This is a genomic window from Shewanella sp. SM23, from assembly GCF_025654295.1.
Classification (GTDB): Bacteria; Pseudomonadota; Gammaproteobacteria; order Enterobacterales; family Shewanellaceae; genus Shewanella; species Shewanella oncorhynchi.
In genome coordinates, this window is sequence record NZ_JAKKRM010000002.1 from 119,119 (window position 1) to 135,356 (window position 16,238).

Genomic DNA, 16,238 nt, shown 5'->3' on the forward strand with positions numbered 1-16,238 from the left:
ATCAGCGTTAAAGGGATAGAAATGACACAAGCTCAAGCAAAATACTTAAAAGATTATCAAGCGCCACTTTTTACGATAGAGACTATCGATTTAGCGTTTAATTTGGCAGGCAATGAAACCCAAGTGCAGGCGATCAGTCGTATAAAACGCACTTCAAAACATGCACAAGCCTTAGTGTTGGATGGCGAAGATTTGACCATTGTTTCACTGACAGTTAATGGTGATGCTGTGCCTTACCATGTTAGTGCAGGTCAATTAGTTCTAGAAACTGAGCTTGATGAGTTTGAGCTTAACATTATCACTAAGCTCGATCCTGAAGCTAATTCGAGCCTTGAAGGGCTATATATGTCCGATGGTGCCTACTGCACGCAATGCGAGGCAGAGGGCTTTCGACGTATCACTTATTTCCTTGATCGCCCTGATGTATTAGCTAAATACACAGTTCGTATCGAAGCCGATAGCGCCGCATTCCCGTTTTTACTGAGTAACGGTAATTTGATTGATCAAGGTGAGTTAGATGGCGGACGCCATTATGTTTGCTGGCAAGATCCATTTCCAAAACCAGCGTATTTATTTGCCTTAGTCGCTGGCGATTTTGATCTATTGCAAGATGAGTTCATTACTCGCAGTCGTCGTAAAGTGATCCTGCAAGTTTTTGTTGATAAAGGTAATTTACATAAAGCACACCATGCGATGGCATCACTTAAGAAATCCATGGCATGGGATGAGAGCCGTTTTGATCTTGAGTATGATTTAGATATTTACATGATAGTGGCCGTCGACTTTTTCAATATGGGTGCGATGGAAAACAAAGGCTTAAATATCTTTAACACTAAATATGTGCTCGCAGATACCTTAACGGCCACCGACGAGGATTATCACGGCATTGAATCGGTTGTAGGCCATGAGTATTTCCATAATTGGACAGGAAACCGCGTAACGTGCCGCGATTGGTTCCAGTTAAGTTTGAAAGAAGGCTTAACGGTTTTTCGCGATCAAGAATTTAGCTCAGATTTAGGCTCTCGTGCTGTGAATCGAATTCATGCAATTAAAGTGATCAAAAATCAGCAATTTGCAGAAGATTCTGGCCCTATGTCCCATCCTATTCGTCCAGAATCTGTCATTGAGATGAATAATTTCTACACTGTGACTGTGTATAACAAGGGCGCTGAAGTCATCCGCATGATGCACACTTTGCTCGGCGAAGAAAAGTTTCAGGCGGGAATGAAACTGTATTTTAAACGCCACGACGGCCAAGCTGTCACCTGTGATGATTTTGTGGCGGCAATGGAAGATGCCAGCGGAGTGGATTTAACCCAATTCCGTTTATGGTATAGCCAAGCCGGTACGCCGATTGTGACTGCGATGGACAGTTTTGATGCGCAAACGGGCGTTTATCAATTGACCCTTAAACAAAGTCTAGCGAACTGTGCATCACCGCTGCATATTCCGTTTAGCTTAGAGCTCTTAGATGCGAAGGGCCATTCTTTAGTGAATGAAATCCTCAATTTTACTCAAACTGAACAAGTGTTTAGCTTTGATGGACTCACTCATAAACCCGTCGCTTCGTTATTGCAAAACTTCTCCGCGCCCGTCAAATTACAATATCGATTCAATGTGGATCAACTCGTCCACTTGATGCGTTTTGCTAGCAGCGAAGTGGCGCGTTGGGAAGCCTCTGTGACCCTAGTGAGCCAAGCTATTTGGCAAAATGTGGCGAGTTTACAACAGCAACAAGCTATGGCTCTCGATCCCCGTGTGCGCGATAGTTTTAAAGGTGTGTTGTTAGACACTCAGCTTGATCCGGCATTGATCGCCGAAATATTAGCGATACCTACGGCTTCGGCTTTGATTGAGCAAACAGAGAATGTTGATCTAGATGCGTTAGCTTTAGCACGTGAATTTGTACTAATAGAGCTCGCTTCACATAGTGAAGATGAATTGATTGCGCTATATCGTTCTTTAGTCGCAGTAGAGAGTACGCAGGCAAGAGCCCTTAAAAATCAGTGTTTAACTTGGTTAGCTCGGGTGTCGGATGAGGCCGAGGGGTTAGTGATTTCTCAGTTCGATAACGCCAGTAATATGACGGATTCTCTTGGTGCGTTGACGGCAGCCAATGTTGGGAATTTACCTTGTCGTGATGAACTGATGACGACATTTGAGCTACGTTGGCAGGATACGCCATTGGTGATGGATAAATGGTTTATGTTGCAAGCGACCCGTGATGCAGATGATGTGATTGAGTGTTTGCGTCAGTTGCAGCAACACAAGTGTTTTAGTATGAGCAATCCAAACCGAGTGCGTGCTTTAGTGGGCAGTTTTGCTGCTGGTAATATTTATCAATTCCACCGTAGAGACGGTAAGGGTTATGCTTTCTTAACCGAATGCTTAATGACCCTTAATAAGCTCAATCCGCAGGTTGCGGCCCGTATGGTGACGCCATTGATCCAGTATCATAAATTCGACTTAGACCGCCAAACATTGATAAAAGCCTGTTTAGGGCAACTTTTGGCTTTGCCTGACTTATCTAAGGATATGTACGAAAAAGTCTCTAAAGCATTGGCAAAATAGCAGTTTGTAGGAGGAGGGCAGCAGTCTGTGCTGCCTTGATATTATGGAACTGTATTTCAAACTATCGATCAGCTATCGAGATTTCTTACCTTATTATCAAGGGCTTGCCGATAAAGTCGAGGTTCGTGAAACTCAAGGGCGGATTTTGTGGATTAATGGCCGTCATTTTAGGCGTTTTTTAACCGAAAATGGCATTCAAGGCTATTTCAAATTGGTTTTAGATGACAAGGGACAATTTGTTTCATTAAATCGAGTTTAGTCTTAATTTGTTTATCTTTACTTAGAGCAATTACTTTAAACGGTCGGCTGATTACTAAGCTCGCTTTGTGATATTTCATTTTTAAATATGTTAATGAATTATATGATTTTTTAATGTGTTTTTATGTTTCATTCCTATTCCGCTTTTCGCTAATTTAAATCTCTCCTTTTTAGTTATCGGTACAAATGTACCTACATGCTTAATTCTTTAGAAAATTTTCTCTAACTGCGCCTTGCTCAAGGGGATTAATTGCTGTAACAATGATGTTACCTGTGAGCTAACAAGATGTTGGTTGTAATTCCTAAAACAAAGAATCCAGCAGGGTACGGAGAGCTAAAATGAAAATTGTTAAAAATAGTTTTAACAAATCGGCGCTTGCTTTGGGGGTGGCGTCGGCATTGAGTTTGTTAATGATCCCAAGCGTTAATGCAGTATCTTTTAATTGGGGAGAGGTTGAGGGCACATTTGACTCAACTTGGACTGCTGGTGCGAGCTGGCGTGTAGGGGAGCGCGATTGGGAAGGTCAAATTGGTAAGGTTAATCAACCCCAATTCGATTGGTCTAATTACAGCGCATTTGGCAATACTAAATATACTTCTGCTGAGATTTGGGCCCAGCCCGGATCGTATTCCAGTAACAATGACTTAAGTAATTTACTTTATTCTCAAGGCGATACTACGTCCGAAATCGTTAAAGGTTTGCATGAATTGTCATTGAAATACAAAAACTACGGTTTATTCGCTCGTGGTATGTATTTCTATGATCGCAAACTCAATGACGGTAATTATGATTTTAATGATCCGATAACGGGCAAAGAGTTTGACCCTTGCGAAGATAACCGTGCTTCAGAAGTTCAATGTAAAGATATTCGCTTACTCGATGCGTTTGTGTATGGCAACTTTGACCTCAACGATGGCGCTAATCCATTATCTATTCGTGTAGGTAATCAAGTGGTGTCATGGGGTGAAAGTACACTGATTGCCCATGGGATCAGTGAAATCAACGCCGTTGACTTGAACATACTTAATGCGCCAGGTGCTGAACTCAAAGAAGCGTTCAGACCTCAAGGCATGGTGTGGGCTTCCCTTGGTTTGACGGATTCATTAACGGTAGAAGCATTCTATCAATATGATTGGCAACCTATTTGGGTACCAACGCCGGGTTCTATTTTTGCGACTAACGATTTTGCGGGTTTCGGTGGTTACGCTCAAAACGCTCAGCTTGGGTTTAATGCTAACCCTGACATCAATTTAGACTTTGTGATTCAAGAATATGAGCGTTTAGCGGGCATGATTGCCAGCGGCCAACCTGCGATAGAACAGTTGGCGGCAATGGCCCTCGCTTACCCTACTAAAGTGACACTAGTACAGGACGAAGAAGAGCCAAGCAATGATGGCCAATACGGTATCAAGCTGGGTTATTACGCGCCTTCACTGGGTGAAACCGAATTTGGTTTCTATTTTATGAACTACCATAGCCGTCGTCCACTGATCAGTGGTACAGCGGCGGATTTTAGTAATACCGCAATCATATCGGATCTCGCGACTATTGGCTTAAATGCGGGTGATATCAATCGTGAATTGCTGCTCAATTTGAAGAGTTTCTCTAAGGCGCAAATCGTTTATCCAGAAGATATCAAGCTTTACGGTTTCAGTTTCAATACCTTGGTTGGTGATACCTCTGTCGCGGCTGAAATTGCCCATCGTCAAGATGAGCCGTTGCAAATTGATGACGTGGAATTGTTGTTTGCCGGTATGCCACAGCAGTTAGCTAACGCTGGTCTTCGTCCAGATCTCGATGGTATTTCACAGATTAAAGATGTTAAGCCGGGTGAAACCGTGGATGGCTTTATCCGTCTTGATACCACTCAGGCGCAGATGACTTTCACCCATTTATTTGGTCCAACGTTAGGTTTAGATAACTTGACTATGTTGGCCGAAGTGGGTGGCGTGTGGATCCATGATATGCCAGGTTTTGATGAGCTACGTCTCAATGGTCCTGGTACGTCACGTTCTGGCGGCAACCCAGATATGCCCGGCATCATTCAAGCCTTGCACAATGGTCCTGAAACTAACCCGTTTCCAACCGACTTTGCTTGGGGATACCGTTTAGTTGGAAAGGCGGATTTCAACAACGTATTTGCTGGGGTCAATATGTCTCCACGGGTGATTTTCTCCCATGACGTTGATGGTATTACACCTGATCCTATGTTCCTGTTCACGGAAGGACGTAAGTCTGTCGCGCTAGGCGTTAACTTCGACTATCAAAACCGTTGGGGTGCAGATATCTCCTATAACAATTTCTTTGGCGGTGTCGGTACGACGAATGCGATGGCAGATCGTGATTATGTTTCATTCAATATCAAGTATTCGATCTAAAAGGACTCAAACAATGAAGAAACTGACGATATTGGCGAGTGCAGTCATGCTGGCGTTCGCAGCACCAGTCGCTATGGCTAAGATATCAGAAGCTGATGCGGCAAAACTTGGCAATGAACTTACCCCTTTAGGTGCTGAAAAAGCAGGTAATGCTGATGGTTCTATTCCTGCGTGGGATGGTGGTATTACTAAGCCTGTGGCGGGTTATACCAAAGGGATGCATCACCCAGATCCTTTCCCTGAGGATAAGATTGAATTTACTATTACCAATGCTAACAAAGCGCAATATAAAGATTTTTTAACGCCGGGTCAGATTAAGTTGTTCGAACTTTATCCTGATACCTACAAGATGAATGTGTATAAGACTCGCCGTAGCGCTTCTGTACCACAGTTCGTTTACGATGCGACTAAAGTTAACGCGACTCGTGCTGAACTGATTGCACAGGGCAATGGTATTTCTGGCGCGGCTATTGGTATTCCATTCCCGATCCCTGCAAATGGTTTAGAAGCAATTTGGAACCATATTTTGCGTTTTCGTGGTATCGATATCGAAACTTCCCGTAGCCAAGCTGCACCGACAGCCGATGGTAGCTATAGCTTAGTGGAAACGGCTGAGGAAATTCGCTTCGAATATTCTCGTCCAGAAATTACCTTAGTTCAGCTTAAAGCCAGCAATACGCTGTTCTACTTTAAGCAAGTGGTGACTCAGCCTGCACGTTTAGCAGGTACAGCCTTATTGGTTAAAGAAACCATGGATCAAGAGGCGCTTCCACGCCAAGCTTGGACCTATAACACAGGTCAACGTCGAGTCCGTAAAGCGCCGAACGTGGCTTTTGATACACCGGGTACAGTGTCAGATGGTCTGCGTACGACAGATGATTTCGATATGTTTAACGGCTCTCCAGTGCGTTACAACTGGGAACTGGTTGGCAAAAAAGAAATTTATATCCCGTACAACGATTACAAACTGCATTCAGATAAGCTGAAATATGACCAAATATTGAAACCTGGTCATGTGAATCCTGAATACGTTCGTTGGGAAAAACACCGCGTATGGCAAGTGAGGGCGACGCTGAAAGATGGTATGCGCCACATTTATAAAGTGCGCGATATGTACCTTGATGAAGATTCATGGCAAGTGTCAATCGCCGATCTCTACGACAACCGTGATCAGTTATATCGTGTGGCCGTTGCACATGGCTTGAATTACTACGAAGTACCTGCACAGTGGGATACTTTAGAAGTCTTCCATGATTTGCAATCCCGTCGTTATCTCGCTATGGGCTTAGACAACCAAAGTGGCATGTATAACTTCGATGCCAAACTGACTGAAGCTAACTTTACCCCCGATGCATTGCGTCGTGAAGGTATCCGTTAATAGGCCACGTACAAAGGGGCGCTTAGCGCCCCTCATTAGTTTAAGGAAGTTTGTATGTCGTTTCGCATCCTTCAGTGTGTCGCTGTATTAAGTTTCGGTGGCGCTTTTTTTCCTTCTACGTTATCTGCAACGCCCTCTGATCCGATTTTTTCTCAAGTTCAACCTCTTGCTGTTTCATCTTTGATTTTAGATATTGCCAACGTAGGCGCAGGTTTAGTGGCTGTGGGTGAACGTGGTCATGCTCTGGTATATGACGGCAGTTGGCATCAAGTGGCAACGCCCGTGAGTTCACAGCTGACCAAAGTCTTTTTCCTCAATGAAAAACGCGGTTGGGCTGTAGGTCATGATGCAACCATTTTACATACTCAGGATGGCGGTCAAACTTGGCAGTTACAAATGCATTCGCCAGAGATTGAAAAGCCTTTCCTCGATGTGGTGTTTTTAGACGAAAACAATGGTATTGCCATTGGCGCTTACGGTTTGTTTTATCGCACCAACGATGGCGGTGCCCAGTGGCGCGAGGAGTTCCATGAGGAGCTTTTAGCTGAAGAGGATGTGGCTTATTTGGCGGAGTTAAAAGGCAGCGATCAATCGGCCTATTTGAGTGCGCGCGCTTCATTATTGCCGCACTTTAATCGTATTTTAACCTTAACCGATGGACGTTTATTATTGGTTGGCGAGCTGGGCTTAGTCGCTGTTTCTGGTGATCAAGGTAAAACATTTACGCGTACCAATTTTGATTACGATGGTTCTATGTTTAACGCCGTAGAAACGAAAAATGCTGTGTATGTGATGGGCCTTCGCGGTCATATATTCAAAGCTGATGTGACTTTAAGCCAATGGAATCAAATAGAACTGCCTGTGCAATCCTCAATCAACGGTGCCATGGTTGTTTCTGACGACGCGCTATATTTAGTGGGTAATGCGGGGATAGTGATCAAGCTAAATGAGGACGACACTAGCAGTATCGTGACTCGTCGCCAAGGGGAAAACTTAGTGTCTATTGCGAAGGATAATCAAGGGAATATGTGGTTATCCGGCAGCCAAGGGCTGTTTATTCTTAAGCCATAAAATTTTAAAACTACAATAAATAACAGGGCCGAGAAGATGTTAGAAAAACTGGTCAACGGATTTGAGTCATTTTTGTTTCGCAATCGCGCATGGGTCGTCGGCATTTTTGTGTTTTTGACGTTGTTTTTTGGCTATCAGGCCAGTCAACTCAAAATGGATGCGGCTTTTATCAAAAATATTCCCCTGCAGCACAGTTATATGCAGACCTACCTGAAACACCAAAAAGATTTTGGTGGTGCCAACAGCATCATGGTGGCGGTTGAGGATACCAGCGGTAATATTTTTAATGCTAACTATTTTGATACCTTAAAAAACGTGCATGATCAGCTGTTTTTTATTCCAGGGGTTGATCGTGCGCAGGTGAAATCAATTTTTTCGCCTTCCACTCGTTTTACTGAAGTCGTTGAGGATGGTTTTGCTGGCGGGCCAGTTATTCCAGCGGATTTTTCAACTTCAGTGTCTGGGTTAGAAACGGTTCGCGATAATATTGAAAAAGCAGGGATTGTCGGCCGATTAATTGCCAACGATTACAGTGCGGCTATGGTGTCGGCTCAATTAATGGATTTTGATCCACAGACGGGTAAACCGCTTGATACCATTGCTTTTGCTGCACAATTAGAAAAAGAGCTTAGGGGCAAGTTCGAAACCGATAAGGTTAAAATTCACATCATAGGTTTCGCCAAAATGGCGGGGGATGTGGCTGATGGTGCTAAGGGTGTATTGCTGTTCTTCGTGATCGCGATTTTGGTCACCGCCATCATGGTTTACCTCTTTTCTAAATCAATCATCTTGACCATGCTGCCACTGGTCTGCAGTTTAACGGCTGTGGTCTGGCAGCTTGGTTTATTGACTGTGATAGGTTTCGGTCTCGATCCTATGTCGATTCTGGTACCGTTTTTAGTCTTCGCCATCGGTGTGAGCCACGGGGTGCAGATCATCAATGCTGTACGGCGCCGAGTGCTCGACGGGCAAACGACAAAAGCGGCTTCGGCGTCGGCATTTCGTAGTTTATTAGTGCCGGGTGGTGTGGCATTACTGTCTGATACTGTTGGTTTTATTACCCTGTTATTTATCGATATTGGGATTATTCGCGAGCTGGCGATTTCTGCCTCGCTCGGTGTTGGCGTGATCATTTTCACTAACCTTATCCTGTTGCCTTTGGTAATTTCTTTTACTGAAATCAAAGTCAATAAACACGCAGAACCAACTGCTGAAGAAGTGCGAACTGAGGCTATTTGGCGCTTCATGGCGCGTTTTGCGACGCCTAAATATGCTGTGGTAGTCATTATTGCCACTGTGGTGTTGTATTTTGTGGGTTTGCAACAAGCCAATCAGATGAAGATTGGTGACTTACAGGGCGGCGCGCCAGCGTTACATCAAGATTCGCGTTATAACCTCGATACCTTCTTCATCACAGATCATTTCTCTATCACCACAGATGTGATGACTGTGATTGTTGAGGCAGCACCTGAAGCCTGTACTTACCACGATGTGCTCACTCAAATTGATCAGTTTGAGTGGTTAGTACGCAATACCCCAGGGGTGGAGTCGACTGTGAGTTTGGCGTCAGTCGCTAAAAAAGTGAATGCAGGCTTCAACGAAGGTAATCCAAGATGGGAAGTGTTGCCGCGTACAACGGCGAGCTTAGTACAGGCTATTGGCCAAATTCCCACGACTTCAGGTTTATTAAATGGCGATTGTTCTGTCATGCCTGTGTATCTGTTTATGAAAGATCACAAGGCCGAAACCATAGAAACTGTGGTCGCTAAGGTCAAAGCCGTCGCCGCGAAAATGGACAACGAGAAGTTGCAGTTTAAACTGGCGTCGGGTCCTGTGGGTGTAATGGCAGCGACTAACGAAGCGGTGGCTGAGGCACAGTTACCTATGATGATATACGTCTATGGTGCAGTGTTTGTACTCTGCTTAATCAGCTTTAAATCTTTTAAAGCCACTGTGGCGGTCATTATTCCGTTATATGTCGTGTCGACACTGGCACAAGCTTTGATGACTCAGCTCGATATTGGCTTAGCTGTCAGTACCTTACCTGTCATTGCGCTGGGGGTTGGTATTGGTGTGGACTATGGTATTTATATCCTCTCGACTATGTCGTCTAAGCTATCGAATGGTATGCCAGTACAGCAGGCTTACTATGAGGCGTTGGTCGAACGGGGTAGTGCGGTGATCTTTACGGGCCTTACATTGGCGATTGGTGTCAGTACTTGGTTCTTCTCGGCACTTAAATTCCAAATGGACATGGGAATATTGTTAACATTCATGTTTGTGGTAAATATGCTCGGTGCCATAATTATCCTACCTGCATTGGCCGCCATTTTCTGGCGCCAACCTAAGTAGAGTCTACAAATGGGGAGCTAAGCTCCCCATTTACTTTTGAATACTTAGTCTGCTTTATCGATTGTTTGGTCATTTGTCATTCCTTGTTTACGCCAATACTGGATTTCAAGAGGATGTACCACTAAAATTTTCCTCGAAATACAGCGGTTTTAGTAATAAACTTCGCGCGACGATCTAGATCACATTAATTTATCTGCGATTGTTAAGCCGAAGCATCCAAATAATGAAAAAAGCGCTGCCATAGACGCTTAAGGAAACAGCAACATGGCCTTGAAAGATGCAATGCCTTCAGTACTACTTGAAAATGTAGTCAGTTTAATTCACGCTAAAGTCCCTAATTCACAAGCCAAGCAAGTTGAACAGTTCGCCACCTGCCTTTATGCCCACATGTCGAAAGACGATCTCAATGCGCGTAATGACAGTGATTTATACGGTGCGGTTCTCAGTTTATGGAACGCCCTGAACAAAACACCAAAAGGTAACACTCATCTGAGAGTGTTCAATCCTAGCCAAGCCAAACACGGCTGGCAATCGACTCACTCGATCATTGAAGTTATCCAACCTGACATGCCATTCTTGGTCGATTCAGTTGGTATGGCATTGAAGCGAATGGGTATTACTGCTCACATGATGTTGCACACTCCACTGGCGATTGAGCGTTCAGAAAGTGGTGTGACGAATGTCACTTATCTTAATAAGAGCCCTGAAAGCACTGAGCATGTCGCCGTATTTTTGATTGAAATTGACCGTCAAAGCAGCACGGTCGATATCAAAGCATTAGAGCGCGAAATTCAGTCTGTGCTTGCCGATGTCGCTTCATCAGTTAACGACTGGGAAGTCATGTCTGCCAAGTTGGCTGAGATGATTAAGGAATTGCCAAAACGTCCGTTCCCGGGCGATAAGCAAGAGTTAGAAGAAGCGATTAACTTCCTGACTTACTTGAATAATCATCACTTTACGCTACTAGGTTACCGTCAATACGATTTGAAACGTGTCGAAGGTGACGTTGAGTTAGTGCCTAATATCGCCTCTAGTTTAGGTTTGATGAACAAGCACACTAAAGCGCAACCTGAGCAAGGTTTGTTGTTATCTAGCTTCTCCGATAGTGCCCGCAAAGAAGCCTTAGATCACAGCTTACTGATCCTCACTAAGAGCAGTGCTAAGAGCCGCGTACATCGCCCAGCTTATGTCGATTATATCGGTATTAAGCGTTTCGATAAGAAAGGCAATGTGATTGGCGAAGATAGATTTATCGGTTTATATGCGTCAAACCTGTATAACCGCAGCCCACGTGAAATCCCACTGCTGAATGAAAAAGTGCAGCGTGTGTTAGATCGTTCAGGCTTGACCCCACGTTCACACGACTATAAAGCCCTGCTAAACATCCTTGAGAATTTACCTCGTGACGAGCTAATTCAAGCCAATGTTGATGATTTATCGCACATGGCCCATGGCGTGTTAGAAATGCAAGACAGAGACAAGCTGAAACTCTTTGTACGCAAAGATGGCTTTGGCCGTTTCTTATCCTGTTTAGTGTACGTTTCTAAGGATCGTTACAACACTAAACTCCGCCAAGATACTCAACGTATTCTGGCCCAGCACTTTAACAGCAAAGAAGATGTAGAGTTTACGACTTATTTCTCCGAGTCGACGCTAGCCCGCACTCACTACATAGTCAAAGTTGATAACAATAATATGGATGTAGATGTGGCTGCCATAGAGAACAACTTAATAGAAGCGGCACGTTCGTGGGAAGATAAGTTAAGCACTGCGCTTAACAGTGCACTCGGCGAAGAAGCTGGCACTCATCTGACTAAGCGTTATTTCAATGCGTTTGAGCAAAGCTATAAAGAAGACGTATTGCCAAGTTCTGCCGTCGTCGATATGCAACAGCTCGAAGCACTGGATGATGAACACAAGCTCGGCATGTTGTTCTATCAACCGCAGGAAGCGGCGCTGAACGACAATAAAGTGCGTTTAAAGCTATTCCATAAAGATGAGCCTATTCATCTTTCTGACGTGCTGCCAATGCTCGAAAACTTTGGTCTGCGCGTGATCAACGAGCGTCCATATGAAGTCACGACTTCAGACGGTTCTACCTTCTGGATCTTAGACTTCTTGATGACAGTTAAAGTCGTCAACACAGATAACATCGCTGATAGCCAAGACAGATTCCAAACTGCACTGTCACAAGTGTGGCAAAAGAAGTTAGAAGATGACGGCTTCAACCGCATTATTCTGGCGTCAGGTTTAACCGGCCGTGAAGTCTCTGTATTGCGCGCGTATGCGAAATACATGCGTCAAATCGATGCGACTTTCAGTCAGTCATATATTGAAGAAACCTTCGGTCGTTACCCACAAATCGCTGATTTGTTGGTGAAGATGTTCATCCGTAAATTTAACCCTAAACTGAAAACTCGTACTCTAGGCAAGTTTTTGGAGCAGATCAATTTACGTTTAGACGAAGTGTCTAGCTTAGATGATGACCGTATTATTCGTCGTTATTTAGACTTGATTAACGCCACTCTGCGTACCAACTTCTACCAACTGGATGCCAAAGGCGAATCTAAGAGTTATATCTCGTTTAAATTCATGCCTTCACTGATCCCTGAAATGCCACGTCCACTGCCGAAATTCGAAATATTCGTTTATTCGCCACGGGTTGAAGGTGTGCATTTACGTTACGGTAAAGTGGCTCGTGGTGGTCTGCGTTGGTCAGATCGCCGTGAAGATTTCCGTACCGAAGTATTAGGTTTGGTAAAAGCACAGCAAGTGAAAAACACTGTGATTGTGCCTGTGGGTGCTAAAGGTGGCTTTGTTTGTAAACAATTGCCAACTGAAGGCGGCCGTGAAGCTTTCTTCACCGAAGGTCAAGAATGTTACCGCATCTTTATCCGTGCATTGCTCGATATTACCGATAACATTTTGAACGGTGAAATCGTCCATCCATTGGATGTGGTTCGTCACGATGAAGATGACCCATATTTAGTGGTAGCAGCCGATAAAGGCACAGCGACATTCTCTGATATCGCGAACTCGATTTCCCTCGAATACCGCTTTTGGCTCGGTGATGCATTCGCATCAGGTGGCAGTAACGGTTATGACCATAAGAAAATGGGTATCACGGCCAAAGGCGGCTGGGAATCTGTTAAGCGTCATTTCCGCGAAGTCGGTATTGATTGCCAAACCACAGACTTTACCTGTTTAGGTATAGGTGACATGGCGGGCGACGTATTCGGTAACGGTATGTTGTTGTCTAAGCACACTAAACTGGTTGCAGCCTTTAACCACATGCATATCTTTATCGATCCAAATCCGGATACGGCATTAAGTTATGATGAACGGGCGCGTTTATTCGCTCTGCCACGTTCAAGCTGGGAAGATTACAACAGCAAGTTGATTTCTAAAGGTGGCGGTATTTTCCTACGTTCATCTAAATCCATTCCATTATCGGCAGAAATTAAGCAAATGTTGGCCACAGAGAAAACCTCTATGACCCCAACTGAGCTGATGAAAGAACTGCTGAAAATGCCAGTTGATTTGATCTGGAACGGCGGTATCGGTACCTATGTGAAATCTGCACGCGAAACCCATGCTGAAGTCGGCGATCGTGCCAACGATGCTCTACGTGTCAACGGTGGCGAACTACGCGCTAAGATAGTCGGCGAGGGTGGTAACTTAGGTTGTACTCAGTTAGGTCGTATTGAATATGCGTCTAATGGCGGTCGCATCAACACTGACTTCGTGGATAACGTTGGTGGTGTGGACTGTTCAGACAACGAAGTGAACATCAAGATTTTGCTGAACGCTATGGTGACTGAAGGTGAGCTGACGCTTAAGCAGCGTAACCGTTTACTGGAAGAAATGACTGAAGAAGTCGGCCAAATCGTACTACAAGACTGTAAAGATCAAACTCGCACTATCTCCGTCACCCAAGTGCGTGGTGCTGAGCAGTTAAAAGAGCAGATCCGCTTTATCCAGTACCTGGAAAAAGAAGGCAAGTTAGACAGAGCGTTAGAGTTCTTACCGTCTGACGATGAGCTAGCTGAACGTTTAGCCAGTGGTCGTGCATTAACGCGTCCAGAGCTATCAGTACTGGTTGCCTATGCAAAAATGGTGCTGAAAGAGCAATTAGTGACGCCAGAAATCACTGAAGATACTTTGTTAAGCCAACTGCTTATCGCGTATTTCCCGAAAAAACTTCAGGAAAAATACAGCGACAAAATGGCAACCCATCCACTGCGTGGCGAAATCATTGCGACCTCACTCGCCAATGAACTCGTCAACGACATGGGTTTGAATTTTGTTCAACGTATGCAAGATGAGACTGGTGCCTCAGTTGCCGACGCGGCAATTTGTTACACTATGGCTCGCGAAGTATTTGGTTTAGCTGAATTAACTAAATCGATCACTGACTTAAACGGCATAGTTCCGGCTGTGGTTCAAGGTGAAATGCTGCATCAGTTACGCCGCAATATGCGTCGTGCTAGCCGCTGGTTCCTACGTCACCGTAACCGCTCTTGGAGCATCGAACAAACCGTTGCCTTCTTCAAACCGGTATTTGAACAAATTAAAGATAATGTTCATTTATATCTGGTCGAAGAAGAAGCTAAAGGTATCCAATCTGAGATCAATGCCTTGGTCAAAGAAAACGTACCACAAGCTGTGGCAACGATTGTGGCTAACATGAGCACCTTGTTCTCTGCCTTAGACATTGCCCAAATTGCGCAAACAGAAGATAAGACAGTGGCATTAGTGGCTGAAACTTACTTCAAACTCGGCGCCCGCGTTGAGCTGCACTGGTTCTTAGAACAGATCAGCGCTCAACCTGTAGCGAACCATTGGCAAGCACTGGCTCGTGCCGCCTTTAGGGAAGAGTTAGATTGGCAACAACGTGCATTAAGTTCAGTGGTCTTAAGAACTTGCAGTGCAACCTGTGATGCCGAAAGCGTGATTTCTCAGTGGATTGAGATAAATCAAGGCTTATTGGAAAGATGGTTCCATATGCTAGCTGACTTTAAAACGTCGCAAATCCATGAGTTTGCTAAGTTCTCTGTCGCCCTACGTGAACTTAACCTTCTGATCCTTCATTGCGAAGGCCAAAAGTAAACTTATTATAACAATCAGAAGCCCTGGCGATCGCCGGGGCTTTTTTTAGGTCGAGGAAAGTACATGTTTTATAAAATCGCACAGAAAGTCATGTTTCAGATGGATCCTGAGCGAGCTCACCATCTTGCTATAGGCAGTTTAAAAATGACCGCCAATAGCCCGTTAACGTGTCTATATGGACAAACGATTGCCCCTGCTCCTGTTAGCTTTATGGGTTTGACCTTTCCTAACCCAGTGGGACTTGCTGCCGGTATGGACAAGGACGGCGAATCGATTGATGCCTTTCATGCGATGGGATTTGGTCATATTGAAGTGGGTACAGTTACCCCAAGACCACAGCCTGGTAACGATTTACCCCGTCTATTTAGATTAAAGCCTGCCAAAGGCATCATTAATCGCATGGGGTTTAATAATAAGGGTGTCGATAATCTGGTCAAAAATTTGGTCGCTAAAAAGACCAATATCATGGTTGGCGTCAATATTGGCAAAAATAAAGACACGCCAGTAGAACAAGGTAAAGACGATTATTTGATCTGCATGGATAAAGTTTATCTCCATGCGGCTTATATTGCGGTGAATATTTCATCACCCAATACCCCAGGATTACGATCGCTACAATATGGCGATCTATTAGATGAATTATTGAGCGCAATTAAAACTAAGCAACTTGAGCTGGCCGAAAAGCATAAAAAATACGTGCCCATCGCGCTTAAAATTGCTCCAGATTTAACCATCGAAGAAATTGAAAATATCGCGCAAGCTTTGATTAAAAACAAATTTGATGGCGCAATTGCGACCAATACCACTTTAACGCGTGATGGTGTTAGCGGTCTTGCCAACGCCAATGAAAGCGGCGGCTTAAGCGGCAAACCCTTAACTGAGCTGTCTACTAAAGTGATTAAGCAATTGGCGATTTGTTTGAAAGGGCAGATCCCGATCATAGGTGTGGGCGGTATTAATAGCGCTGAAGATGCCTTAGCCAAATTCGATGCGGGCGCCACTATGGTACAGATTTATTCAGGTTTTATTTATCAAGGTCCGAAGTTAATTAAAGAAATAGTGAATGCATACCGCTTGAAATAATGATCTTAGGGTTAATATAACGATCTAAAATAAGATC

8 protein-coding genes are annotated in these 16,238 nt (G+C 44.3%); all 8 read left to right on the forward strand.

Annotated elements, in window-relative coordinates; genetic code table 11:
* The first annotated feature begins 21 nt into the window (after window positions 1-21).
* The 8 genes from pepN to pyrD all read left to right on the forward strand — a co-directional run bounded on the left by pepN (window position 22) and on the right by pyrD (window position 16,201).
* The gene (gene pepN, locus L5L98_RS03680; RefSeq protein WP_263138614.1) at window positions 22-2,571 is read left to right on the forward strand and encodes an aminopeptidase N; all 2,550 of its coding nucleotides are present in this window, start codon (window positions 22-24) and stop codon (window positions 2,569-2,571) included.
* Between the two features lie 43 nt (window positions 2,572-2,614).
* Window positions 2,615-2,830: a DUF2835 domain-containing protein gene (locus L5L98_RS03685; RefSeq protein WP_028759764.1), complete on the forward strand. Its 216-nt coding sequence runs from the start codon at window positions 2,615-2,617 to the stop codon at window positions 2,828-2,830.
* Window positions 2,831-3,168: 338 nt separating this feature from the next.
* Window positions 3,169-5,208, forward strand: a complete 2,040-nt coding sequence (locus L5L98_RS03690; protein ID WP_263138617.1) for a DUF1302 domain-containing protein — start codon at window positions 3,169-3,171, stop codon at window positions 5,206-5,208.
* Window positions 5,209-5,221: 13 nt separating this feature from the next.
* The gene (locus L5L98_RS03695) at window positions 5,222-6,586 is read left to right on the forward strand and encodes a DUF1329 domain-containing protein (protein WP_263138618.1); all 1,365 of its coding nucleotides are present in this window, start codon (window positions 5,222-5,224) and stop codon (window positions 6,584-6,586) included.
* A 54-nt stretch (window positions 6,587-6,640) separates the two neighbouring features.
* Complete coding sequence (locus L5L98_RS03700) at window positions 6,641-7,657, forward strand: WD40/YVTN/BNR-like repeat-containing protein (RefSeq protein ID WP_263138620.1); 1,017 nt, start codon at window positions 6,641-6,643, stop codon at window positions 7,655-7,657.
* A 36-nt stretch (window positions 7,658-7,693) separates the two neighbouring features.
* Complete coding sequence (locus L5L98_RS03705; protein WP_113940560.1) at window positions 7,694-10,009, forward strand: efflux RND transporter permease subunit; 2,316 nt, start codon at window positions 7,694-7,696, stop codon at window positions 10,007-10,009.
* A gap of 264 nt (window positions 10,010-10,273) precedes the next feature.
* Window positions 10,274-15,118 (forward strand): NAD-glutamate dehydrogenase, encoded by a 4,845-nt coding sequence (locus L5L98_RS03710; protein WP_263138623.1) that lies wholly within the window; start codon window positions 10,274-10,276, stop codon window positions 15,116-15,118.
* 63 nt (window positions 15,119-15,181) lie between these two features.
* On the forward strand, window positions 15,182-16,201 hold the full coding sequence (gene pyrD, locus L5L98_RS03715) for a quinone-dependent dihydroorotate dehydrogenase (RefSeq protein WP_263138625.1): 1,020 nt from the start codon (window positions 15,182-15,184) through the stop codon (window positions 16,199-16,201).
* Window positions 16,202-16,238: the final 37 nt, after the last annotated feature.